This is a genomic window from Sphingomonas carotinifaciens (assembly GCF_009789535.1).
Lineage (GTDB): Bacteria > Pseudomonadota > Alphaproteobacteria > Sphingomonadales > Sphingomonadaceae > Sphingomonas > Sphingomonas carotinifaciens.
Map to the genome: position 1 here is coordinate 571251 of NZ_WSUT01000005.1, position 22033 is coordinate 593283.

The 22033-nt window shown below is 67.6% G+C and carries 20 protein-coding genes; 9 read left to right on the forward strand and 11 right to left on the reverse strand.

The genetic code is table 11. The features are described from left to right. Window positions 1-292: 292 nt before the first annotated feature. Both GQR91_RS04655 and GQR91_RS04660 read right to left on the reverse strand, forming a co-directional pair. Window positions 293-1312, reverse strand: coding sequence for a GGDEF domain-containing protein (locus GQR91_RS04655; protein WP_249042514.1), 1020 nt, complete (start codon window positions 1310-1312; stop codon window positions 293-295). 118 nt (window positions 1313-1430) lie between these two features. Then, window positions 1431-1967 carry a peroxiredoxin gene (locus GQR91_RS04660; protein ID WP_149681339.1) on the reverse strand — a complete coding sequence of 179 codons (537 nt, stop codon included), beginning with the start codon at window positions 1965-1967 and terminating at the stop codon, window positions 1431-1433. Between the two features lie 92 nt (window positions 1968-2059). Here GQR91_RS04660 and GQR91_RS04665 point away from each other — a divergent pair, with 92 nt between their 5' ends. After that, entirely contained in the window at window positions 2060-2866 is an 807-nt protein-coding gene (locus GQR91_RS04665; RefSeq protein WP_112381696.1) for an inositol monophosphatase family protein, read from the forward strand. 12 nt (window positions 2867-2878) lie between these two features. On the opposite strand, the gene GQR91_RS04670 is transcribed toward GQR91_RS04665, so the two are convergent. Further along, a complete protein-coding gene (locus GQR91_RS04670; RefSeq protein WP_149681340.1) occupies window positions 2879-4984 on the reverse strand; it encodes an AsmA family protein in 2106 nt (701 codons plus the stop codon). Window positions 4985-5149: 165 nt separating this feature from the next. Here GQR91_RS04670 and rpmI point away from each other — a divergent pair, with 165 nt between their 5' ends. From rpmI to GQR91_RS04695, 5 genes are all read left to right on the forward strand, one after another. Continuing rightward, on the forward strand, window positions 5150-5353 hold the full coding sequence (gene rpmI / locus GQR91_RS04675) for a 50S ribosomal protein L35 (RefSeq protein WP_007406658.1): 204 nt from the start codon (window positions 5150-5152) through the stop codon (window positions 5351-5353). A gap of 23 nt (window positions 5354-5376) precedes the next feature. Further along, the gene (rplT, locus tag GQR91_RS04680; RefSeq protein ID WP_112381698.1) at window positions 5377-5742 is read left to right on the forward strand and encodes a 50S ribosomal protein L20; all 366 of its coding nucleotides are present in this window, start codon (window positions 5377-5379) and stop codon (window positions 5740-5742) included. Window positions 5743-5884: 142 nt separating this feature from the next. Further along, window positions 5885-7006 (forward strand): phenylalanine--tRNA ligase subunit alpha, encoded by a 1122-nt coding sequence (gene pheS / locus GQR91_RS04685; protein WP_149681341.1) that lies wholly within the window; start codon window positions 5885-5887, stop codon window positions 7004-7006. Beyond that, window positions 7003-9390 carry a phenylalanine--tRNA ligase subunit beta gene (gene pheT / locus GQR91_RS04690; protein ID WP_149681342.1) on the forward strand — a complete coding sequence of 796 codons (2388 nt, stop codon included), beginning with the start codon at window positions 7003-7005 and terminating at the stop codon, window positions 9388-9390. The genes pheS and pheT overlap by 4 nt, the downstream gene beginning before the upstream one ends. Further along, window positions 9383-10255 (forward strand): aldose 1-epimerase family protein, encoded by an 873-nt coding sequence (locus GQR91_RS04695; protein WP_149681343.1) that lies wholly within the window; start codon window positions 9383-9385, stop codon window positions 10253-10255. Before pheT ends, GQR91_RS04695 begins: the two co-directional genes overlap by 8 nt. Window positions 10256-10400: 145 nt before the next feature. On the opposite strand, the gene GQR91_RS04700 is transcribed toward GQR91_RS04695, so the two are convergent. After that, a complete protein-coding gene (locus GQR91_RS04700; RefSeq protein ID WP_149681344.1) occupies window positions 10401-11633 on the reverse strand; it encodes an ABC transporter permease in 1233 nt (410 codons plus the stop codon). Between the two features lie 290 nt (window positions 11634-11923). On the opposite strand from GQR91_RS04700, the gene GQR91_RS04705 reads away from it, so the two are divergent. Further along, window positions 11924-13450, forward strand: coding sequence for a peptide chain release factor 3 (locus GQR91_RS04705; RefSeq protein ID WP_149681345.1), 1527 nt, complete (start codon window positions 11924-11926; stop codon window positions 13448-13450). Here the strand turns inward: GQR91_RS04705 and GQR91_RS04710 are convergent. From GQR91_RS04710 to rpmF, 6 genes are all read right to left on the reverse strand, one after another. Then, window positions 13428-14699 carry a spinster family MFS transporter gene (locus tag GQR91_RS04710; protein WP_149681346.1) on the reverse strand — a complete coding sequence of 424 codons (1272 nt, stop codon included), beginning with the start codon at window positions 14697-14699 and terminating at the stop codon, window positions 13428-13430. The genes GQR91_RS04705 and GQR91_RS04710 overlap by 23 nt on opposite strands. A 9-nt stretch (window positions 14700-14708) precedes the next feature. After that, the gene (locus GQR91_RS04715) at window positions 14709-15044 is read right to left on the reverse strand and encodes a MerR family transcriptional regulator (protein ID WP_149681347.1); all 336 of its coding nucleotides are present in this window, start codon (window positions 15042-15044) and stop codon (window positions 14709-14711) included. Window positions 15045-15049: 5 nt separating this feature from the next. Beyond that, on the reverse strand, window positions 15050-15346 hold the full coding sequence (locus GQR91_RS04720) for an integration host factor subunit alpha (protein WP_149681348.1): 297 nt from the start codon (window positions 15344-15346) through the stop codon (window positions 15050-15052). Window positions 15347-15433: 87 nt separating this feature from the next. Beyond that, window positions 15434-16402: a beta-ketoacyl-ACP synthase III gene (locus GQR91_RS04725; RefSeq protein ID WP_149681349.1), complete on the reverse strand. Its 969-nt coding sequence runs from the start codon at window positions 16400-16402 to the stop codon at window positions 15434-15436. Further along, window positions 16399-17427 carry a phosphate acyltransferase PlsX gene (gene plsX / locus GQR91_RS04730; RefSeq protein WP_112384152.1) on the reverse strand — a complete coding sequence of 343 codons (1029 nt, stop codon included), beginning with the start codon at window positions 17425-17427 and terminating at the stop codon, window positions 16399-16401. The genes GQR91_RS04725 and plsX overlap by 4 nt, the downstream gene beginning before the upstream one ends. 32 nt (window positions 17428-17459) lie before the next feature. After that, complete coding sequence (gene rpmF / locus GQR91_RS04735; protein ID WP_112384151.1) at window positions 17460-17639, reverse strand: 50S ribosomal protein L32; 180 nt, start codon at window positions 17637-17639, stop codon at window positions 17460-17462. A gap of 223 nt (window positions 17640-17862) precedes the next feature. On the opposite strand from rpmF, the gene GQR91_RS04740 reads away from it, so the two are divergent. Next, the gene (locus GQR91_RS04740) at window positions 17863-19500 is read left to right on the forward strand and encodes a M28 family metallopeptidase (protein WP_149681350.1); all 1638 of its coding nucleotides are present in this window, start codon (window positions 17863-17865) and stop codon (window positions 19498-19500) included. Window positions 19501-19510: 10 nt separating this feature from the next. Here the strand turns inward: GQR91_RS04740 and GQR91_RS04745 are convergent, their stop codons facing one another. After that, window positions 19511-20173, reverse strand: coding sequence for an MBL fold metallo-hydrolase (locus GQR91_RS04745; RefSeq protein ID WP_149681351.1), 663 nt, complete (start codon window positions 20171-20173; stop codon window positions 19511-19513). An 83-nt stretch (window positions 20174-20256) separates the two neighbouring features. On the opposite strand from GQR91_RS04745, the gene pabB reads away from it, so the two are divergent. Further along, window positions 20257-21999, forward strand: coding sequence for an aminodeoxychorismate synthase component I (pabB, locus tag GQR91_RS04750; protein WP_149681352.1), 1743 nt, complete (start codon window positions 20257-20259; stop codon window positions 21997-21999). Window positions 22000-22033 lie beyond the last annotated feature (34 nt).

The following is a 22033-nucleotide window of genomic DNA, read 5'->3' on the forward strand; positions in this document are numbered from 1 at the left end:
GAACGACGGGAACGGCGGCGCTGATCGCGATGGCGGCGAACACGAGCGCACCGGCGACCGAGGCGATCTGGTGGCGAAGCGTGGAGAGCTGAAACATTGGTCTTGTCCTTGGGTTTGCCGATCGAAGGACCATCCGACGATCGATACCCAAGGCTTTGCAGAACCCGTGCCAAGTACCGAAATCCACGGATTTCAGCCGATTTCCCGAAACCTGCCTGTCGCTATTGGCATAATCCGCCAATGGCCATCGGCATTTCCCGCCAAGGATCAGCGGAAAAATCAGGCGTGCGCGTCAGGCCGCGCAGACCTGATCGCGACCCTGGCTTTTGGCGGTGTAGAGAAGCTGGTCGGCGCGCACGAAAGCCCCCTCGTGGCTGTCGTCTGCGCGAATCGCGGTAACCCCGGCGGAGAAGGTGACCTGTCCAATGCCTTCCTCCGTGTCCCGCACCCGAAAGCGCCGCGCCGCCACGTCGGCGCGTGCTGAGTCGAGCAGGGCCGCCGCGTCGGTCAGCGATACGCCGCCGAGCAGGATCGCGAACTCCTCGCCGCCGTGGCGGCTGACCAGATGCCCCGTGCACGCCTTGGCCAGCATCTGCCCGATCACGCTCAACACCCGGTCGCCGACATGATGGCCATGGCGATCGTTGATCAGCTTGAACCGGTCGACGTCGCACACCGCGATGCAACAGGGTTCCTCCACCTCGCGGCACGCGGCGAACGCTTCCTCGAACGCCAGCCGATTCGCCAGGCCGGTCAGCGGATCGCGCCGCGCCGTCTCGCGCGCCTCGGCCAGCTTGGCGCGCAGCGCATCGGCCTCCGCCGTCGCCTGGGCCAGCCGCACCTCGGTATCGCGAATCCGTGCGATCATCCCGCCGGTCAGCGACGCGATCTGGTCCAGCCCGGCAACCGTCGGCTGGCGCGTAATCGCCGCCGCACTCTCCTCCAGATCACGCCCGAAGCCCTGCGTCACCGCGTGCATCACCCGCACCGTTTCCGCAAACCCCTCCACCTGGCTCTGCGTCGCCGCCACCAATGCATCCGACCGCGCCTCGGGCGAGGGTTCGAACGTCCGCACCGGGGCCGGTGCGCTCTGCACGGGCGGGCCGTTCACCACCACGCCGCCCAGCCGGATCACGTCGTCATGCGCCAGCCGCACGCCTCCGTCGGTCAACGACGCCACCGCACGCGCGGTCGGCCCGTCGGGGTCCGTCATCAGGGCATGGACGAAACTGTAATGCGCCGGGTCCGGACTCAACCGGTGATCCGCCAGGAACTGGCCGATCCGATCGAACAGGTCTTCCTTTTCGATCATGTCAGACCGCTTGGCACGAAACATTCAACCCTCCCGCAGGTCGGTACGGTTTAGGGCGGAACGGTTGAGAATGGGTGACCAACATAGTCATTCCGGATCGGTCGCGGTGCGTGCCGGATCAGCGTGGCAGCGCGCGCACCGCCGCCAGCGTCGTGGCGACATGCTCGGCCGGGTTCATGTCGTCATGGACAAAGGCGATTCGGCCGTCGCGGCCGATGACGTAGCTGGTGCGCGTCGTCACGCTGCGACCCTGCACTTCGCGGCCCAGCGCCACGTCATAGCCCTTGACCACCGCCGGCCCGGCGCTCGCCACCGGGAACTTGCCCGCGCATTCGGAGGCCGAGAAGGGCACCAGCCGTTCCACCGGGTCCGCCGACATGCCGATCACCTGTGCACCCGCGGCACGGAATTCCCCGATCTTGTCGGCAAAGGCGCGCGCTTCCGCATTGCAGCCGCTGGTGAAGGCGGCCGGGAAGAAATACAGCACCACCGGCCCCTTCTTCAGCTGCTGCGCCAGATGCACCTGGAACGGCTTGCCCGCCACCGCGCCATGGGTGGTGAAATCAGGCGCCTTGGCACCGGTCTTCAGGCTGGCACCGGCCGGTGCGGCAAGGATGCCGGCGGCCATCATGGCGGCGATCAAGGGCAGGCGCATGGGGCAGGTCTCCAGGGTCGTTGCCCTGTCGCTAGGCGTTAACCACGCACCCGTCCATTGCCGTTTTCCGACCATTCTCCTAGGTCGCGGACATGGCTGTACATTCTTCCGATATCGCGCTCGCGATGCGCCTCGCCGACGCCGCCGGTGCCGCGATTCGCCCCTGGTTCCGCCGCGCCGATATCGGATTGGAAATCAAGGATGACCGCTCCCCCGTCACCCGCGCCGACCGCGAGGCGGAAGCCGCGATGCGCCGCCTGCTCGATGCCGAACGCTCGGGCGACGGCGTGGTCGGCGAGGAATATGGCACCAAGGAGGGCGTCACCGGGCGGCAATGGGTGCTGGACCCGATCGACGGCACGCGCAGCTTCACCGTCGGCCGCCCGATCTTCGGCACGCTGATCGCCTTGGTCGAGGATGGCTGGCCGATCCTCGGCATCATCGACCAGCCGATCGCAGGCGAGCGCTGGCTGGGCGTCGCCGGCCGCCCGACCACCTTCAACGGCCAGCCCGCCCGCACCCGCGCCTGCCCGCAACTGGACGGCGCGATCATCGCCACCACCAGCCCGCACCTCTTCGCGGAGGGCGACGTGCCGCACTATATGGCGCTCGTCGCCGCGATCAGCGGTGGCAACCCCCGCCAGGGCCCGGTCTATGGCGGCGACTGCTATAATTACGGCCTGCTCGCCTCGGGCCACCTCGACATCGTCGCCGAGTCGGGCCTGCAACTCTATGATTTCGCCGCACTCGTGCCGATCGTGGAGGGTGCCGGCGGCCGCATGTGCGACTGGAACGGCGACCCCCTCACCGCCGCCAGCCCCGGCCACGTCCTCGCGATCGGCGACCCCGCCCGCACCGACGACGTGCTGGAAGCGCTGCACGGCGTTCACGAGCATTAAGGCGCCCCCGCCCTAGAAAATACCCAGGAATTTCTTGCGCTGCGCCTTGCGTTCCGGCTCGCTCTGCTTGCCGTCCTTGCTCTTGGCGGTCGTGCCCTTGCCGACATCCTCGCGCTGCTCGCCATCCTTGGTCTTCTGGGCACTGGCCCGCGCGCCCGCCAGCACCGGGCCGCATGCCGCCGCCTTGGCATCGCCCACATCGACAAAGGCCAGCACGCCCGCCAGCGGCGTCGCCACCACCGCCAGCCCCAGTCCCGCGCCCGCGCGCGCCAGCAGGTCGCCGCTGATCGGATTGATCCCGGGCGCCGCGAAGCTGCCGGTCAGCCCGACCGGCGACTGGCCGGAGAACAGGCTGACCCGCTTGCTGTCCGCACGAAACGCCAGGTCAATCGCCTCGTTGCGGAAGCTGAAGCCGCCGCGCGCCACGATCACGTTCTTGCTGGTGTCGATCAGCACCGGGTCGGCCGCGGCGATCCCGCGCCGGACGGTGAAGCCGATCAGCCCGCAATTGATCCGCACCGGCTCCTTCAGCCGCTGCTCGAACATCTTCTGGACAAAGGTGCCCAGATCCAGCTCGGCCAGCTCGGCGTTACGCGTCCACAGTGTACCCGCCGGCAGGATGAAGGCGATCCGCCCGTTCGCACTGGCCAGCGAATCGTGGATCGTGTCGCCCCGCCCGTTCAGGTCGACGCGACCCTTCACCACGCCCGACGTGCCCGCCTCCGCCACGCCCCAGCCCGCCAGCAACCGCCCCAGCGGCGTCGGCGCCAGCCGGATGTCATAGTGCACCGCGCTCGGCCGCGACCGGGTGTCGAACGTCACGTCCGACGCCACGTTGCCGCGCGCCATCGCAAAGGTCAGCGGCGACAGCACCAGCTTGCCCCGCTCCAGGTCCAGCGTCAGGTCGACATTGCTGATCGGCAGGTTGCGCGACCGCACCCGCCCGATCGTCCATTTCAGGTCCGCGTCGAACCGCTGCATCGTATCGATGGGGAAGCGCGCATCTGGTAACAGCCGCTGCCCCCCCGCGCCCGTCGCCGCGGCGGCCGCGACCGCACCCTTGTCGGCGACGATATCGGGATTGTAGCCGATGAAGGGCGCGGCATCGATGATGTCCAGCGTCCGGGTCGCCAGCGTCGAATCGAGGTGCAGCCGCGCGCCATTGGTGATGGTCAGCGTGCCCGCCAGATCGGTATCGCCCGCCTTGCCCGTCATCTGGGTGAAGCGGTACACCTCGCCGTCCTTCACCAGCCGGCTGCGCAACTGGTAGGCGCGCGTTTGCGGGATCGCCACGTCGATGATCGCCAGGAGCGTCGACAGGTCACGCCCGCGCGCGCTCGTGCGAAGCGGCACATTCTCGATATCCGCGATCGACGGCAGCGTTCCTGCAACATCGACCACATTGCCCGCCGCGCGCATCCGCGCGACCAGCTCGTTCTTGCCGCGGTTGACGGTGGCGTCGGGCGATAACAGCCGCGCGGTCACGGTGAACGGTGTGCCGCGGATCAGCCCTTTGCCCTTTACCCCCACCGCCTTGCCGATCCGCGCGTCCTCGGACCGGATATCCTCGATCCCCAGGTCGGCGAGCAACCGCATGCGCGGATCGACATAGCGCACGCTGGTGCCGCGCACGCTCGCCACGTCGATGCGCGGGAAGTCCAGCGGCTTGCCGCCCTTCTTCTCGCTGAACGTCCAGCTGTTGGTCGAATGGTCCGGCTTCCACTCCAGGTCGACCGCGCCGTTCTGCAGGTCCAGCCAGTACAGCCGGCGCTTCCCGAAGATCAGCGACAGGGGCGCGATGCGCGTGTCGATCCGGTCGGCGGTGAACAGGTTCGGCCGGCTCGCCCAGGCCGGATTGGAGATCGACAGCCGTTCGGCATAGAGCTTGATCCGCAAGGGCGCGAAATAAAGCTGGAAGTCGCCGCCGACGCGCACCGTCCGGTTGGTCAGCCCGCCGACGATCGATTCGAACGGCCGCTTCAGGAACCGTCCCTTGGTGACGAACAGCACCAGCCACACCGCAAGGATCGCGATCAGGATGCCCGCGCCCACGCGCAACAGGATGCGCCTGCGCCGGGATGTCTCCGGCGTGCCCGCCGTCGGTGTGGCCGTTTCCATGCCAGTGCCAAGCGCCCGACGCCCGTTACGGTTCCGCATCGGTTGCAAAGCGCATGGTCCCGCGTTAAGGGCCCCGCTTCCTCGATCCTGCGCGTGGAACGATGGCCCGGCCAGTATGGGCTGCCGCGGCTGTTATTCGCATGGGGTCAAACCGAAAGGACCAAAATGCCCAAGCTCAAGACCAAGAGCGGCGTCAAGAAGCGCTTCAAGCTCACCGCCACCGGCAAGCTGAAGCACGGCGTCGCCGGCAAGCGCCACCGCCTCATCAGCCACAACGGCAAGTACATCCGCCAGAACCGCGGCACCTCGGTCCTCTCCGACGCCGACACCAAGACCGTGAAGGCCTGGGCGCCTTACGGCCTGAACTGAGCGACAAGGGAAGGATTTAGGATATGGCACGCGTCAAGCGCGGTGTAACCACCCGGGCCAAGCACAAGCGGATTCTCGGTGCAGCCAAGGGCTATTATGGTCGCCGCAAGAACACCATCCGCATCGCCCGTCAGGCCGTCGAGAAGGCCGGCCAGTATGCGTATCGCGACCGCAAGGTTAAGAAGCGGACCTTCCGTGGTCTGTGGATCCAGCGCATCAACGCCGGCGTCCGCGCCGAGGGCCTGAACTATTCGCAGTTCATGCACGGCCTGAAGCTGGCGGGCATCGACCTGGACCGCAAGGTCCTGGCCGACATCGCCATGCACGAGAGCGCGGCCTTCTCCGCGATCATCGCGCAGGCTAAGGCGGCGCTTCCGCAGGCTGCCTGACGGCACCGGTCGAAGCGACAGGAAACAGGGCGTCGGTGGCAACACCGGCGCCCTTTTCTTTGCGCGCCCTCTCCCCCCCACGGGGAGAGGGAAAGAAGGCCACTCTTTCGCTTTCGCCCCTCCGCCGCTAGGGCTCCTGCGCATGGTGACCGACACACATGAACTGGACCAGCTTCGAGCCCACCTGCTCGTCGCGATCGAAGCCGCCACCGCGCTCGACGCGCTCGACACGGTACGCGTCGACGCCCTCGGCAAGCAGGGCCGCATCACCGGCCTGCTGAAGACCCTCGGCAAGATGACCCCCGAGGAGCGCCAGCAACAGGGCCCCGCGATCCACGCCTTGCGCGAATCCGTCACCGAGGCGATCGCCACCCGCAAGGCGGCACTGGAAAAGGCCGCGCTCGACGCCAGGCTCGCGGCCGAAACGCTCGACATGACGCTGCCCGTCGATGCCGTCGCCCCCGGCACCGTGCACCCGGTTTCCCAGGTCATGGACGAACTGGCCGAAATCTTCGCCGATCTCGGCTTCGCGGTCGCCACCGGGCCGGAGATCGAGGACGACTGGCACAACTTCACCGCGCTCAACATCCCGGAATCGCACCCTGCGCGCGCGATGCACGACACATTCTACTGCGAGGAACCGAGCACGGCCGGCGGCGGCTTTGCCGACGCCGCCGGCCGCGCGACGCGGATGCTCCTGCGCACGCACACCAGCCCCGTGCAGATCCGCACGATGCTGGAGCAGAAGCCCCCGATCCGCATCATCGCGCCCGGCCGCACCTACCGTTCCGATTCGGACGCCACCCACACCCCGATGTTCCATCAGGTCGAAGGGCTCGTCATCGACAAGGGCATCACGCTCGGCCACCTGAAATGGACGCTGGAGACCTTTCTCAAGGCGTTCTTCGAGCGTGACGACATCGTGCTGCGCCTGCGCCCCAGCTATTTCCCCTTCACCGAACCCTCGGCGGAGGTCGATGTCGGCTTCTCGATGGTGAAGGGCAAGCGCGTGATCGGCGGCGCCGAAGGCTGGATGGAGGTGCTGGGCTCCGGCATGGTCCATCCCAAGGTCATCGCCGCCTGCGGGCTCGACCCGAACGAGTGGCAGGGCTTCGCTTTTGGCTGCGGCATCGACCGGCTCGCCATGCTGAAATACGGCATGGACGACCTGCGCGCCTTTTTCGACGGCGATATTCGCTGGCTGAAGCATTACGGCTTCGCCGCTCTCGACGTTCCCACGCTGTCCGGAGGGGTCGGCGCATGAAGTTCACGCTGTCCTGGCTCAAGGACCATCTCGACACCGCCGCCACCCTCGACCAGATCGTCGACGGCCTGACCCGCATCGGGCTGGAGGTGGAGGGCGTCCACAATCCCGGCGAGGCGCTGGCGCCCTTCCGCGTCGCCAGGGTCCTCTCCGCCGAGCGCCATCCGCAGGCGGACAAGCTGCAGGTCCTGTCGGTCGATGCCGGCGATGGCCCGCTCCAGGTCGTGTGCGGCGCCCCCAATGCCCGCGCGGGCCTCGTCGGCGTGTTCGGCGCGCCCGGCGCCTATGTCCCCGGCCTCGACGTAACGCTCAAGGTTGCGGCGATCCGCGGGGTCGAATCGAACGGCATGATGTGTTCGCTGCGCGAGCTCGAACTCGGCGAAAGCCATGACGGCATCATCGAGCTGCCGGCCGACGCCCCCGTCGGCACATCGTACGCGGATTATGCCGGCCTGACCGACACCGTCATCGACGTGTCGATCACCCCCAATCGTCAGGATTGCATGGGCGTGCGCGGTATTGCGCGCGACCTTGCCGCCGCCGGCCTCGGCACGCTCAAGCCGCTGGATGTCGCGCCGGTCCCGGGTGAAGGCCCCGGCCCCGATGTCCGCACCCAGGACACCGCCGGCTGCCCCGCTTTCTATGCGCAAGGGGTCAGCGGCGTCATGAACGGCGCCTCGCCCGAATGGCTGCACCGCCGCCTGACCGCCATCGGGCAGAAGCCGATCTCCGCACTGGTCGACATCACCAACTATGTCACGGTCGATCTCGGCCGCCCGCTCCACGTCTATGATCGCGCAAGACTGCAGGGCGGCCTCGTCGCCCGCAAGGCGCGCGACGGGGAAACCGTCGAGGCGCTGAACGGCAAGACCTATACGCTGAGCGGCACGATGACCGTCATCGCCGACGACGTCGCGGTGCACGACATCGGCGGCATCATGGGCGGCGAGCATTCGGGCGTCTCGGACGCGACCACCGACATCATCGTCGAATGCGCGTATTTCGATCCCGACCATATCGCTCGCACCGGCCAGGCGCTGGCACTCACCTCGGACGCGCGCCAGCGGTTCGAACGCGGCGTCGACCCCGCCTTCCTCGATGACGGCCTCGCCATCGCCACCCGCATGGTCCTCGACCTGTGCGGCGGCACCGCCAGCACCGTGACGCGTGCCGGCGAGCCCCCGCGCGACGCGCGCAGCTACGCCTATGATCCCGCGCTCGCCGAAACGCTGGGCGGTCTCGCCGTTCCCGCCGACCGGCAGCGCGCGATCCTCGAATCGCTCGGCTTCACCGTCGCCGACGACTGGCAGGTCACCGCCCCCAGCTGGCGCCGCGACGTGGACGGCCCCGCCGATCTGGTCGAGGAAGTGATCCGTATCGACGGCATCGACAAGGTCGCCCCCGTCGCCCTCCCCCGCGCCCCCGGCGTCGCCCGCCCCACCGCGACCGCGCAGCAGAAGCTGGAACGCCGCGTCCGCCGCGCCGCCGCCGCCCGCGGCCTGGACGAAGCGGTGACGTGGAGCTTCATCGCGGACACGCAGGCCGCGCCCTTCGGTGGCGGCGCCTGGCGCCTCGCCAATCCGATCAGCGAAGACCTCAAGGTCATGCGCCCCTCGCTCCTCCCCGGCCTGCTCGCCGCGACCGAGCGCAACCTGAAGCGCGGCGCCACCACCATCCGCCTGTTCGAGATCGGCCGCCGCTACCTCGCCGATGCCGAGCGCCCGACGCTGGGCGTGGTTCTGGCCGGCGACAAGCGTGCACGCGGCTGGCAGGGGGGCAAGGCGGCCGCCTTCGACGCGTTCGATGCCAAGGCGGAGGCGCTGGCCCTGCTCGCGCAAGCCGGTGCGCCGGTCGACAACCTGCAAGTCATGCCCGTCGCGGACGGCGCCGAAGGAAACGCCTGGCATCCCGGCCAGTCCGCCACGCTGCGCCTGGGGCCCAAGACGGTCCTTGCCGCATTCGGCATCGTCCACCCCTCCGTGTGCAAGGCGTTCGACCTCGACGGCCCCGTCGCCGCGGTCGAGATCTATCTCGATGCGCTGCCGCCCAAGCGGGCGCCGAAGGATGGGGGCGGCTTCATGCGCCCCGCCTACACGCCGCCGGCCTTGCAGGCTGTCCGCCGCGACTTCGCCTTCCTCGTGCCCGATACGCTTGCGGCGGACAGCCTGGTCCGCGCGGTCAGGGGCGCGGACAAGAGCGCGATCGTCGCCGCCCGCGTCTTCGACCTGTTCGTCGGCACCGGCGTTCCCGAAGGCAGCAAGTCGATCGCGGTCGAGATCGTTCTTCAGCCGGCGCACAAGAGCTTCACCGAAGACGAGTTGAAGGCCATCGCCGACAAGGTCGTCGCCGCCGCCGCCAAGCAGGGAGCACAGCTACGTGGCTGAGGACTGGATCACGATCCGAAGCGGATCGCTTGCCGCCGCGATCAACCCGCTCGGTGCCGAACTGTCCTCGCTCACCGACGCGGACGGCCGCGAATTGATGACCGATGCCGATCCCGCCTTCTGGACCGGCCGCGCGCCCCTCCTCTTCCCCGTCATCGGGCTGACGCAGGACGGCATCCGCATCGACGGGCAACGCTACGCCATCCCCAAGCACGGCTTCGCCCGCCACAGCCGCTTCACCCTCGTTTCGCACGACGAAGCGCAGGCGGTGTTCGCGCTGGAGGATTCGGCGGAAACCCGCGCGGTTTACCCTTACGCCTTCCGGCTGGAGGTCACCCACCGCCTCGACGGCGCGACGCTGGTGACCGAGGCGCGCATCATCAACCGCGGTGAAGGCCCGATGCTCGCCAGCTTCGGCTTCCACCCCGCCTTCGCCTGGCCGCTCCCTTACGGACAAGACCGCGCCGACCACCGCATCGTCTTCGCCGCCGACGAACCGGGCAAGCTGAAGGCGATCACCCCGAACGGCCTGATCGCCGCCGAAGAGCGCGCCAGCCCGCTCGACGGCCGCACCCTCCACCTCGCCGACGCCCTCTTCACCGACGACGCCCTCGTCTGGTCCCCCGTCCACTCCCGCCAAGTCACCTACGGCGCAAGCTCCGGCCCCCACCTCGACATAGCCTTCCCCCACACCGACAAACTCGGCATCTGGACCAAACCCGGCGCCGCCTTCATCTGCATCGAACCTTGGCACGGCATCGCCGACCCGGAAGGGTTCACGGGCGAGTTCAAGGACAAGCCGGGTGTGTTCGAGGTGGCCGAGGGTGGGGAGAAGGTGATCGCGATGTCTATCACGCTGGGGTGATCGGCGAGGCTTCGAAAGCCTAGAGGCAAAAACGATCAGGACTGCGCGGGTCGAGCCCCTCCCCTGAAAGGGAGGGGTGAGCAAAGCTGATCGCGTTTGGCTCTAAGTTCAACCGAAAGCCGGTGATCGTTCAAGCGTTCTGAGTCTATGTGTACCTCAACACTCTAGCCGGATCGACGCCAGCGGCCCGAACCGCCGGGTAGAGAGTACTCAGCAACACGCCGATCGACACCAGCACCACAATCCAGGCGATCTCCCCACCAGAAATTGCCAAGGGCAGGGTAAGTAGGACATCCAATTCAGTCGATGGATGCTTAAAATACATGCGAAGTGCCTCAGTAATCGGATCCTTGCTGGCCTTCAGAATCAATCCGACCCCAAGCCCGGCCGCCTCTCCCGATAATCCGATAGCAGCACCTACTCCAACAAATACCTTGGCAATCGAGATTCGCGATATGCCCATAGTCCTAAGTATTGCAATTTCACGTGCCTTGTAGCGAACCAACATACCCATAGAAGACAGGATATTCGACAGGGCAATAATTGTGACCATCGAGATAATGACGGTCATAGCGAGACGTTCCTGGGTCAAAGCCGAAAATAGTACGTTATTCATGCTCTGCCAAGTCGCGAGCCTGTAGCCGTCGCCGAGGCTATTGTGGATTGCCTTGATTACGGCATTCTGCGCATCCGGATCGACAAGCCTGACGTTGACCCTTGTCGCAGAAGATTTCGTGCCCAGTATTACGCGAAGGTTGCCAACGGGCATCATGGCTCGCCGGCTATCGAACGGATAAACATCCGTACTTATTATGCTTGATACCGTGAAGTCGTAGTTTGATACGGTAAGAGTATCACGGTCGTTCCTTATCGACGTGATTGCTGCATGATCTCCAATTCCGACACCAAGACGGGCAGCTAGGTCACTACCAAGCGCAAGCGTTCCTAGCTTCGTCGGCGGTTCACCGATGACCATTGCTGCCTCGCCCCGAAACAGTGGAAGCGCACTCATGCTGGAGGGATCGAGTCCTTGCAGATCAGCGGCGAACGATCTGCCATTGACCGATATCAATCCCGTACTGTCCAGCGTTGCCGTAGCCGCTTCTACGCCGTCGATCTTGGCAATCTTCTGTTGAAGTTGGTCCGGATCCTTGATCCGGAATCGTCCGCCGGTGACAAAGATGTGGCCATCTACAGAGGCGATCTGACCTGCCAGCCGGGCTTCCGCACCGTTCATAAAGCTGACGACTAGCACCAGTGAGGCGACACCAATCGTCACCCCTGCGAAACCGATAGCGGCTATCAGCAAAGCCAAACGTCCGCCCACACCCGGGATCAGGAAGCGGGAGATAAGAAGCCTCTCGTAATTGGTAGGCATCCCATCCCCTGATCTGAGCCGCGATATCTAGTTCTAGACCGCGTCTGCTTTCAGGCAAATGCAAATCGGCTGGAAAAGGCCGGGGTTGAGCGATTACGATCACCACCACTGCCCCACCCCAACGAGAACAAACGCTGTCCTACACGCCCGTTTTCTGCAACAGGCGACCAAGTGAACGGACACGCGCCCTCCCCCCTTTCCGCCCCTGCCCGGTGCAGGCTCCGCGGAAGTGGACACGGCCGGGGGGACGTAGTGTCCACTTTTAACCTTTTGCCGATCCGAGTCCGCGCATGACCTCCCCCCGCCGCACCTTTGCGATCATCTCCCACCCCGACGCGGGCAAGACGACGCTTACCGAAAAGCTGCTCTATTTCGGCGGCGCGATCCATCTCGCGGGCGAAGTGAAGGCGCGCGGCGCCAATCGCCGCGCCCGTTCCGACTGGATGAAGATCGAGCAGCAGCGCGGCATTTCCGTCACCTCCTCGGTGATGACGTTCGAACGCGACGGCGTGACCTTCAACCTGCTCGACACGCCGGGGCACGAGGATTTCTCGGAGGACACCTACCGCACGCTGACCGCGGTCGACTCGGCGGTGATGGTCATCGATGCCGCCCGCGGTATCGAGGCGCAGACGAGGAAGCTGTTCGAGGTCTGCCGCCTGCGCTCGGTCCCGATCATCACCTTCGTCAACAAGGTCGATCGCGAGGGGCGCCCACCCTTCGAGCTGCTCGACGAGATCGCCGACATCCTCGCGCTCGACGTCTGCCCGATGAGCTGGCCCGTCGGCATGGGCGGCGAGTTTCAGGGCATCCTTGACCTCACCACCAACCGGGTCAGCCGGCCGGAGGGAGACAGCCGCACCTTCCAGGGCAAGGTGGAGGATGCGCCGACGCTCCCCGATGCGATCGCCGAAGAGATCGAACTGGCACAGGCCGGCTATGCCTCCTTCGACAGCGAGGCGTATCGCAATGGTGACCTGACGCCGGTCTATTTCGGGTCCGCACTCAAGGATTTCGGGCCCTCCGAACTGATCGCCGCACTCGCCGATTTCGCGCCGCCCCCGCGGCCCCAGCCTGCCGAGCCCGCACCCGTCAGCCCCGACGAGAAGGAAGTCACCGGCTTCGTCTTCAAGGTGCAGGCGAACATGGACCCGCAGCACCGCGACCGCATCGCCTTCATGCGGCTGTGTTCGGGCACCTTCAAGCGCGGCATGAAGCTGACGCCGACCGGCCATGGCAAGCCGATCGCGGTCCACTCCCCCATCCTCTTCTTTGCGCAGAACCGCGAAGTCGCGGACGAGGCGTATCCGGGGGACATCATCGGCATTCCCAATCACGGCACGTTGCGCGTCGGCGATACGCTGTCGGAGCGCGCCGATATCCGCTTCACCGGCCTGCCCAATTTCGCGCCCGAAATCCTGCGTCGCGTCGTCCTGAAGGATCCGACCAAGACCAAGCAGTTGCGCAAGGCGCTGGACGACATGGCCGAGGAAGGCGTGACGCAGGTCTTCTATCCGGAGATCGGCTCGAACTGGATCATCGGCGTCGTCGGCCAGCTTCAGCTCGACGTGCTGCTCTCGCGCCTCGATGCGGAATACAAGGTGGCCGCCGGGCTGGAGCCGGCGCCGTTCGACACCGCCCGCTGGGTATCCGCCGAAAATCCGGCCGATCTGAAGGACTTCGCTGACCTCAACCGCTCGGCGATGGCGCGCGACCGCGACGACAATCCGGTCTTCCTCGCCAAGTCCGCCTGGGAAGTCGGCTATATCGCCGACCGTTATTCCAAGGTCCGCTTCATGGCGACCCGCGAGCGGTGACGCCGTCCTCCACCCACCAGTCGCGCCGAAGCGGCCGCACCGCCAGCAATCCCAGCAGCGCGGCAACGAGGTAGAAGCCCAGCGTCCCCACCGCGGCATAGCGCAGCGCATCCGCCCCGAACCGCACCGTCATCGCATCCGACAGCGCCCCCAGGCCGAGCCCGACAAGGTTGTTGATGAGCAGGAACGAGGCGGAGGCGGTGGCGCGCATCTCCGCGGGCACCAGATGCTGGATCGCGGTGGTCACCGGCCCCAGCCACAGGATGTTGAGGCCGTGCGGCACCAGGAACAACGCCCAGGCCAGCGTCGGCGAATCGACCAGCAGCCCGCCTGCGAACAGCGGCACCGTCACCATCCACGCCAGCGCCGGCAACCGTGCGAACCAGCCCCGGTCACGCGCGCCCAGCCGGTCCCCCAGCCAGCCCCCCGCCAGCACCCCCGCGCTACCCCCGATCAGCAGCAGCGATCCGACAAACTGGCCCACCTGCCCCAGATCGAACCCCAGGCTGCGCACCAGTACGGAGGGCACCCAGAAGGCAAGCCCATAGCCGCACAGCGAACTCGATGCCGCGGCAAAGCCGAGCAGCCAGAAACTCGGCTTGCGCGCCAGGATCGCGAAGACCGCGCCGACCGGCATCCGCACCGGGGTCGCGCGTCGCACCGGCTCACGCACCACCCAGCGAAAGATCGGCGCCAGCACGAGGCCGGCCGCGCCCGCCGCGATGAACGCGGTGCGCCAGTCCACCGCCTTGGCCAGCGTTCCTCCGAGCAGCGCCCCTGCCGCCAGCCCCAACGGCACACCCAGCGAATAGATCGCGAGCGCCCGCGCCCGCCGCTCCGGCGGAAAGCTGTCGCTGATCATCGCATAGGAGGGCGCCACGCCCCCCGCCTCGCCGACCCCCACGCCGACCCGGAACGCGAAAAGCTGCCAGAACCCCGTCGCCAGCCCGCACAGCGCGGTAAAGCCGCTCCATACCGCCAGCGATCCGGTCACCACCCAGCTTCGGCTGGTGCCATCCGCGACGATCGCGAGGGGCACCGCCAGGGTGGAATAGAGCAGCGCAAACGCGATCCCGCCCAGCGCCCCCAGCTGCGTATCGCTAAGCCGCAACTCCGCCTTGATCGGATGGGCCAGGATGCCCAAGATTTGCCGATCAAGGAAGTTCAGGCTGTAGACGAGCAGCAACATCGCAAGCACGACCCATGGACGATTAGGTGCGTGCCGAGGCGATGATGGGGAAGCGGTCATCCGCCGATGCTATCGCGCCTGCATGTCGCACGCCAGCGCGGTTGCCAGTCCGTGGCGGATGATGCGCAGCGTCGCCACCATGTCCGGCTCCGCCTCCACATCCAGAAGCTGCTGGACACCGCGGATCGTATAGCCCTGCTGGTGCAGCAGGCGATCGATGCGGCGGACCAGTGCCACATCCTCGGCCCGATAATATCGCCGGTTGCCGGCCCGCTGCAGCGGCTTGAGCTGCGGAAACCGCGTTTCCCAATAGCGCAGCATGTGCTGCGGCAGCCCCGTTTCCCTGGCGAGTTCGCCGATCGTTCGAAACGCGCGATCCGCCTTGCCGGAGGACGCGACGGCCATCGCCGTCAGCCGGCGATGATGCGATCGCGCATCATCTGGCTGGCGCGGAACGTCAGCACCCGGCGCGGTGCGATCGGCACCTCGATCCCGGTCTTGGGATTGCGCCCGATCCGCTCGCCCTTATCGCGCAGCACGAACGTGCCGAAGCCGGAAATCTTGACGTTCTCCCCGCGTGCCAGCGCATCGCACATTTCGTCCAGGATCTGTTCGACCAGCTGCGACGAGTCGGTGCGCGACAGGCCCACCTCGTGATGCAATGCCTCGGCCAGGTCTGCGCGCGTGAGAGTACCCCCAGTCATCATCCTATCCCCAACTATGACGCAACCGCTGCTATCACATAGGTAAAAAGGACCGAAAGGGAATTATTCGTACTATGAATAAAATTTTGTTCAGAAACGAACCACTGCTGCGCCCCAGGTGAAGCCACCGCCCATCGCCTCCAGCACCACGATGTCTTTTTCCCGCACCCGTCCGTCGCGTACGGCCGTATCCAGAGCGAGCGGCACGGACGCGGCCGAGGTATTGGCATGCTGGTCCACCGTGACCACCACCTTGTCCGGCGACAGGCCCAGCTTGCGTGCGGTCGCGTCCAGGATGCGCGCATTGGCCTGATGCGGCACGACCCAGTCGACATCCGCCGAGGTCAGGCCGGCGAGCCCAAGCGATTCCTCCATCACGGCCGCCAGATTGACGACGGCGTGGCGAAACACCTCGCGTCCCTTCATGCGCAGCTTGCCGACCGTGCCCGTGGTCGAGGGGCCGCCATCGACATAGAGCAGGTCGTTATGCCGGCCATCGGCATGCAGCCGGGTCGCCAGGATTCCGCGGCCGCCCTCGGCGTCGCTTTCGCGCCCCTCCAGCACCACCGCACCCGCGCCGTCGCCGAACAACACGCAGGTGGTGCGGTCTTCCCAGTCGAGGATGCGGCTGAACGTTTCCGCCCCGATCACCAGGGCGCGGGCATGGACGCCGGTGCGCAGCATCGAATCGGCCACCTGCACCGCGTACAGGAAGCCCGAGCACACCGCCGCCACGTCGAACGCGACGCAATCGCGGATGCCCAGCATCGCCTGCACCTTGGTGGCGGTCGCCGGAAAGGTCTGGTCGGGCGTCGCGGTCGCCAGCACGATCAGGTCGATATCCTGCGCCGACAATCCGGCCGCCGCGATCGCTGCCTTGGCCGCATCGGCGGCCAGCGTCGCGGTGGTTTCCTCCGGCCCGGCGATGTGGCGGAAGCGGATGCCGGTGCGCTCCACGATCCATTCGTCGGAGGTGTCGACTTGCTGCGCCAGCTCGGCGTTGGACACGCGCCGCGTCGGCAGGGCCGATCCGGTGCCGGTGACGAGCGAACGGATCATGCCGCGGCCTCGAAGTTGCGCAGGTCCTCGGCGATGCGCCGGGTCAGGTCGGCGCGCACCATCTTGGCCGCATTGCCGATCGCCGTCGCGACGCCCAGTTCGGTGGCGCCGCCATGGCTTTTCACCACCAGGCCGTTCAGCCCGAGGAAAACCGCACCATTATGGTTGTTGGGGTCCAGATGGTCGCGCAGCAACTGCGTCGCGGGACGCGAGATCAGGAAACCGATCTTGGATCGCACCGACGAACGGAAGGCGCGCTTCAACAGGTCCGCGACGAATCGCGCCGTGCCCTCGGCGGTCTTCAGCGCGATATTGCCGGCAAAGCCGTCGCACACGATGACGTCCACCTCGCCGCGCGAGATGTGGTTGCCCTCGACAAAGCCGGCAAAGGTCAGCGGCAGATGCGTGTCGCCACGCAGTTGCGCCGCCGCCTCGCGAATCTCGTCGGTGCCCTTCTGGTCCTCGCTGCCGATGTTCAGCAGCGCGACGCGCGGCGAGGACAGGTCCAGGATGGTGCGGGCATAGGCCGCGCCCATTACCGCGAACTGCACCAGATTGCGGGCATCGCATTCGGTGTTGGCGCCGAGGTCCAGCATCACCACGTCATTGTCGCCCAGCGTCGGCATCGGCGCGGCGAGCGCCGGCCGGTCGATGCCGGGCAACATGCGCAGCGACAGCTTGGCCATCGCCATCATCGCGCCGGTGTTGCCGGACGAGACCGCCGCGGCGGCGCGCCCCTGCTTCACCAGATCGATGGCGATGCCCATGGAGGTGCGCTTGGCGCGTCGGATCGCCTGGCTCGGCTTCTCGCTCGATCCCACCACCTCGGGGGCGTGGACGATCTCGGACGCCGCGGTCAGGTTCGGATGGGTCTTCAACCCGTCCGCGATCTGGGCCTCGTCGCCGACCAGCAGGAAACGCATGCCTTCGAACTGGCGTCGCGCACGGGCGACGCCAGCCAGCATCACGGCCAGCCCGTCGTCGCCGCCCATTGCGTCGACGGCGATCCAGGCATTATCGGCCATGATTCATCCTTGAACCTCGAGTCGGAGAGGACTTAACCCTCGACCGAGATGACCTCGCGGCCGTTGTAATGACCGCACGCGGTGCAAAGATTGTGCGGACGCTTCAGTTCGCCGCAGTTCGGGCACTCCTGGAACGACTCGATCGACAGCGAGTCGTGGCTGCGGCGCATGCCGCGCTTGGAGGGGGAGGTCTTTCTCTTGGGAACGGCCATTGCGGCACCTTATTCGATCAAACATGGGTGAAGGCCCCGCCGTCAGCACCCATTGCGCGCCCGGACAAGATGCCCGACCGCGTGAGCACCCCAGCCGGACGCATCGCGAAGCCCCGCGCCTATAGCGAGATTCGCGCATGTTGCAAGCATATGCGCCCACTGGCAGGACGCTGATCCGGCGTCTTTTCGTCGATCCGCCTGCCCCACGGAGATTTTTGCCCGCATGCCCAAGCCCCTTCTGCTCGCAGCGACGAGCCTGCTGCCCGCCTTCCTGTTGGCCGCCACGACGCCCGCCGACCCTATCTCGCCGCAGCGGTTGTCCGCCGATGTCCGCACCCTGGCCTCCGACGCGTTCGAGGGCCGCGCGCCGGGCACCGCGGGGGAAGCGAAGACGATCGACTGGCTGGTCGCGCAGTTCAAGGCGATGGGCCTCGAACCCGGCGGCCCCGACGGGCAGTGGACGCAACCCGTGCCGCTGATCCGCACCCAATTGGGTGCCGGGCAGATGCGGGTCGCCGCCACGCCGCTGCGTCAGGGCCAGGAGATCTATGTCTCCACCGTCCGCCCGGTCGACCGCGTGGCGATCGCGGACGCGCCGATGGTGTTCGTCGGCTACGGCGTCGATGCCGCGGATCGTGGCTGGAACGACTTCAAGGGCGTCGACCTGAAGGGCAAGGTCGCGGTCTTCCTGGTCAACGATCCCGATTTCGAGGCGAAGCCGGGCGAGGATGCGGCGGGCAAGTTCGGCGATCGCCGGATGACCTATTACGGCCGCTGGACCTACAAGTTCGAGGAAGCCGCGCGCCAGGGCGCCATTGCCGCGCTGATCGTACACGACACGCCCGGTGCCGGCTATGGCTGGGCGACGGTCACCGCCCCGGCCGGGGAGAATTACGATATCGTGCGCAGCGATCCCGCGAGTCGCGTGCTGCTCCAGGGCTGGCTCGAGGGCACCGCCGCGACCCGTCTGTTCCAGGCCGCCGGCCTCGACCTGGCGCAGCAGCGCGTGGCGGCGCGTCGTGCCGATTTCCGCCCGGTCGAACTGAAGGGCCAGCGCTTCACCGCCGACATCCCCGTGCGGGTCGAGCGGGCGGAAAGCCGCAACGTCCTCGCCCGGTGGCCGGGCAAGGCGCATGGCGACGAGGTGGTGATGTTCGGCGCCCATTGGGACGCCTATGGTCGCGGCGCCCCCGATGCCGAGGGGCGCACCATCCGCCCCGGCGCCAACGACGATGCGCTCGGCACCGCCGGCGTGCTGGAACTCGCCCGTGCCTTTGCCAAGGGGCCGAAGCTCGACCGCAGCCTCGTGTTTGCGCTGTGGACGGGTGAGGAGCGCGGACTGCTCGGCTCCGAAACCTATGCCGTCCATCCGGTCTATCCGGTCGCCAAGACGGTCGCCAACCTGACGCTGGACATTCTCCAGACCGCCGGGCCCGCGCGGGACGTGATGCTGGTCGGCGACGGGCAGAACGATCTGGAGGACCGCCTGCGCACCGCCGCTGCCGCGCAGGGCCGCACCGTCACGCCCGAGGCGCTGCCCGAGCGCGGCCTGTTCTACCGCGCCGACCATTTCTCGCTTGCCCGGCGCGGCGTGCCGACGCTGCTGCTGATGGCGATCAGCGGCGCGCCCGATCTTGTGCAGGGCGGCCGCCCCGCGGGTCAGGCATGGCTGGACGGCTATATGCGCTGCTACCACCAGACCTGCGATGCCTGGGACGCGAAATGGGACCTGACCGGCGCTGCGGCCGACGTTGCCCTGTTCCACCGCATCGCCCGCGATCTGGGCACCAGCCGCGCCTGGCCGGAATGGCGCGCCGGCTCCGAGTTCAAGGCGATTCGCAACCAATCGCGCCAACCCTGACCCCCGGCGCTTACCCGGCGCCCAGCACCCGGTCCCCGACGAACGGATTGGACGCGCGCTCGTGCGCAAAGGTGCTGGGCGCCCCGTGCCCGGGAATGAACGCGGTCGCGTCGCCCAGCGGCCACAGCTTGGTCACGATCGAGCGGACCAGCTGGTCGTGATCGCCGCCCGGCATGTCCGACCGGCCCACCGATCCCTGGAACAGCACGTCGCCGACCAGCGCGAAGTCCGATGCCGGGTGGTGGAAGATCACATGCCCCTGGGTGTGCCCCGGCGTCTCGTACACGTCGAGCACCAGTTCGCCGATCGTCACCGTGTCGCCCTCGACCAGCCAGCGCGACGGCTCCACCACCTGCGCGGGGATGCCGTAAGCCTGCCCGTCCTCGTCCAGCCGCGCCAGCCAGAAGCGGTCCGCCTCGTGCGGCCCCTCCACCGGCACACCCAGTTCGTCCGCCAGCGCCTTGGCACCGCCGGCATGATCGATATGGCCATGCGTCAGCAGGATCTTTTCCACGCTCACGCCGGCGCGGGCGATCGCGTCGCGGATGCGCGGCAGGTCGCCGCCGGGATCGACCACCGCGGCCTTCATCGTGGCCGTACACCAGACGATCGAGCAGTTCTGCTGAAGCGGGGTGACCGGCACGATCGCCGCGCGCAAAGGGGGGTTCGTCATGCCCCCGCAGATAGGCCGCCCGGCGCCGTGCAGCAATCGGTGCTTGCCTCCATGTGCATCCGCTGTGCATGGGTTGGGGTGCGATGACCCTGGCCCATGCGCCCTTCGTGCTTCTCGACGACGCCCGGCCCGGTGGTGCGCCCGCGCGCCTTTATGCCGATCCCGTCCGCATCCTGGCCGCGCACGACCCCGCCGACATCCCCGCGCTGCTGGCGGCGCTCCGAGAGGCGGGCGCGCAAGGGCTGCACGCCGCGGGCTTCCTCTCCTACGAAGCGGCCCCCGCGTTCGAGGCCCGCATCGCCCCGCGCCCCGCGCCCCAGCCGCTCGCCTGGTTCGGCCTGTTCGCCGACGCCCGCCCGGTTGACGATGTCGCCGCCCTCCTGCCCGACCCCGCCGGCGCCTGGATCGGTGCGCCGGTTCCCGAGATCGACGCCGCCGCCTATGCCGAACGCTTCGGCGATGTGCAGGCGCTGATCCGCGCCGGCGACCTGTATCAGGCCAATCTCAGCTTTCGCGCGGTCGCGCCGATCGCCGGCGATCCCCTCGCCCTTTATGCCGGCTTGCGTGCCCGCGCGCGTGCCGGCTGGGGGGCGGTGGTCCATACCGGCGACACCGTGCTCCTGTCGCTTTCGCCCGAGCTGTTCTTCGCGCGCGACGGCCGGCGCCTCACCTGCCGCCCGATGAAGGGCACCGCGCGCGTCGTGGACGACCCCGCCGCCGACCGTGCCGCCGCCGACGCCCTTGCCGCCGATCCCAAGCAGCGGGCCGAGAACCTGATGATCGTCGACCTGATGCGCAACGACCTGTCGCGCGTCGCGGTGCCGGGCAGCGTTTCCGTCCCCGACCTGTTCACCATCGAGCGGTATCCGACCGTCCACCAGATGGTCTCCACCGTCACCGCCGAGCTGGCGCCCGGCCGCGATACGCTGGACGTGCTGGCCGCGCTGTTCCCCTGCGGATCGATCACCGGCGCGCCCAAGATCCGCGCGATGCAGGCGATCGGCGAGATGGAGGCGAGCGCGCGCGGCGCCTATACCGGCGCGATCGGCCATGTCGCACCGGATGGCGACGCCGCGTTCAGCGTCGCGATCCGCACGCTGGTGCTGAACGGCGACCGGGCGACGATCGGCCTCGGCTCGGGCATCGTCGCCGATTCGGATGTCGTGGCGGAATGGGACGAATGCCTCGCCAAGGCCGCCTTCCTCCGCCCCGCCCATCCGCCCTTCGACCTGATCGAGACCATGGCCTTCGATCCCATGGAAGGGCTGCTCCATCTCGAACGCCATCTGTCGCGGATGAAGGCCAGCGCCACCGCACTCGGCTTCGCCTTCGACCGCCACGATGCCCGCAACGAGCTTCAGGCCGCCACCTTCCGCCTGCGCGCTCCCTCGCGTGTCCGCCTGCTGCTCGCCGCCTCCGGCGCCATCGCGATCGAATGCAGCGCGCTCCCGCCCCCGCTGCTCCAGCCGATGCGCGCCGCGGTCGTGCCGCTGCCCGTCGCCCCCGGCGATCTGCGCCTCCGCCACAAGACCACGGACCGCGCCTTTTACGATGCCGCCCGCATCGCCGCAGGCACCGACGAGGTGATCTTCGAGGCCCCCGACGGGTCGCTCACCGAAGGCAGCTTCACCTCGCTGTTCGTGGAGCAGGGCGGCCGTCTCGTCACCCCGCCGCTCGCCGCCGGGCTGCTCCCCGGCATCCTGCGCGCCGAACTGGTCGACAGCGGCCGCGCGGTCGAGGGGCGGCTGACGCGCAACGATATTGCGCAGGGGGCCTGGCTCGGCAACGCCCTGCGCGGTTTGATGCGGGCAACGGTTGCGGATTGATCCGCGTTGGCGCTATGGCGCCCCCGCCTTTCTG

Excerpts from the sequence above, each read along its gene's own strand:
- plsX (WP_112384152.1), bottom strand. The coding sequence starts at position 17,427 with ATGGCCGATAATGCCTGGATCGCCGTCGACGCAATGGGCGGCGACGAC.
- GQR91_RS04660 (WP_149681339.1), bottom strand. The coding sequence starts at position 1,967 with ATGCGCCTGCCCTTGATCGCCGCCATGATGGCCGCCGGCATCCTTGCC.
- GQR91_RS04670 (WP_149681340.1), bottom strand. The coding sequence starts at position 4,984 with ATGGAAACGGCCACACCGACGGCGGGCACGCCGGAGACATCCCGGCGC.
- GQR91_RS04720 (WP_149681348.1), bottom strand. The coding sequence starts at position 15,346 with ATGATGACTGGGGGTACTCTCACGCGCGCAGACCTGGCCGAGGCATTG.
- GQR91_RS04710 (WP_149681346.1), bottom strand. The coding sequence starts at position 14,699 with ATGACCGCTTCCCCATCATCGCCTCGGCACGCACCTAATCGTCCATGG.
- GQR91_RS04745 (WP_149681351.1), bottom strand. The coding sequence starts at position 20,173 with ATGACGAACCCCCCTTTGCGCGCGGCGATCGTGCCGGTCACCCCGCTT.
- GQR91_RS04715 (WP_149681347.1), bottom strand. The coding sequence starts at position 15,044 with ATGGCCGTCGCGTCCTCCGGCAAGGCGGATCGCGCGTTTCGAACGATC.
- GQR91_RS04700 (WP_149681344.1), bottom strand. The coding sequence starts at position 11,633 with ATGCCTACCAATTACGAGAGGCTTCTTATCTCCCGCTTCCTGATCCCG.
- pabB (WP_149681352.1), top strand. The coding sequence starts at position 20,257 with ATGACCCTGGCCCATGCGCCCTTCGTGCTTCTCGACGACGCCCGGCCC.
- rpmF (WP_112384151.1), bottom strand. The coding sequence starts at position 17,639 with ATGGCCGTTCCCAAGAGAAAGACCTCCCCCTCCAAGCGCGGCATGCGC.
- GQR91_RS04655 (WP_249042514.1), bottom strand. The coding sequence starts at position 1,312 with ATGATCGAAAAGGAAGACCTGTTCGATCGGATCGGCCAGTTCCTGGCG.
- pheT (WP_149681342.1), top strand. The coding sequence starts at position 7,003 with ATGAAGTTCACGCTGTCCTGGCTCAAGGACCATCTCGACACCGCCGCC.
- GQR91_RS04665 (WP_112381696.1), top strand. The coding sequence starts at position 2,060 with ATGGCTGTACATTCTTCCGATATCGCGCTCGCGATGCGCCTCGCCGAC.
- rpmI (WP_007406658.1), top strand. The coding sequence starts at position 5,150 with ATGCCCAAGCTCAAGACCAAGAGCGGCGTCAAGAAGCGCTTCAAGCTC.
- GQR91_RS04740 (WP_149681350.1), top strand. The coding sequence starts at position 17,863 with ATGCCCAAGCCCCTTCTGCTCGCAGCGACGAGCCTGCTGCCCGCCTTC.
- GQR91_RS04705 (WP_149681345.1), top strand. The coding sequence starts at position 11,924 with ATGACCTCCCCCCGCCGCACCTTTGCGATCATCTCCCACCCCGACGCG.
- GQR91_RS04725 (WP_149681349.1), bottom strand. The coding sequence starts at position 16,402 with ATGATCCGTTCGCTCGTCACCGGCACCGGATCGGCCCTGCCGACGCGG.
- rplT (WP_112381698.1), top strand. The coding sequence starts at position 5,377 with ATGGCACGCGTCAAGCGCGGTGTAACCACCCGGGCCAAGCACAAGCGG.
- pheS (WP_149681341.1), top strand. The coding sequence starts at position 5,885 with ATGGTGACCGACACACATGAACTGGACCAGCTTCGAGCCCACCTGCTC.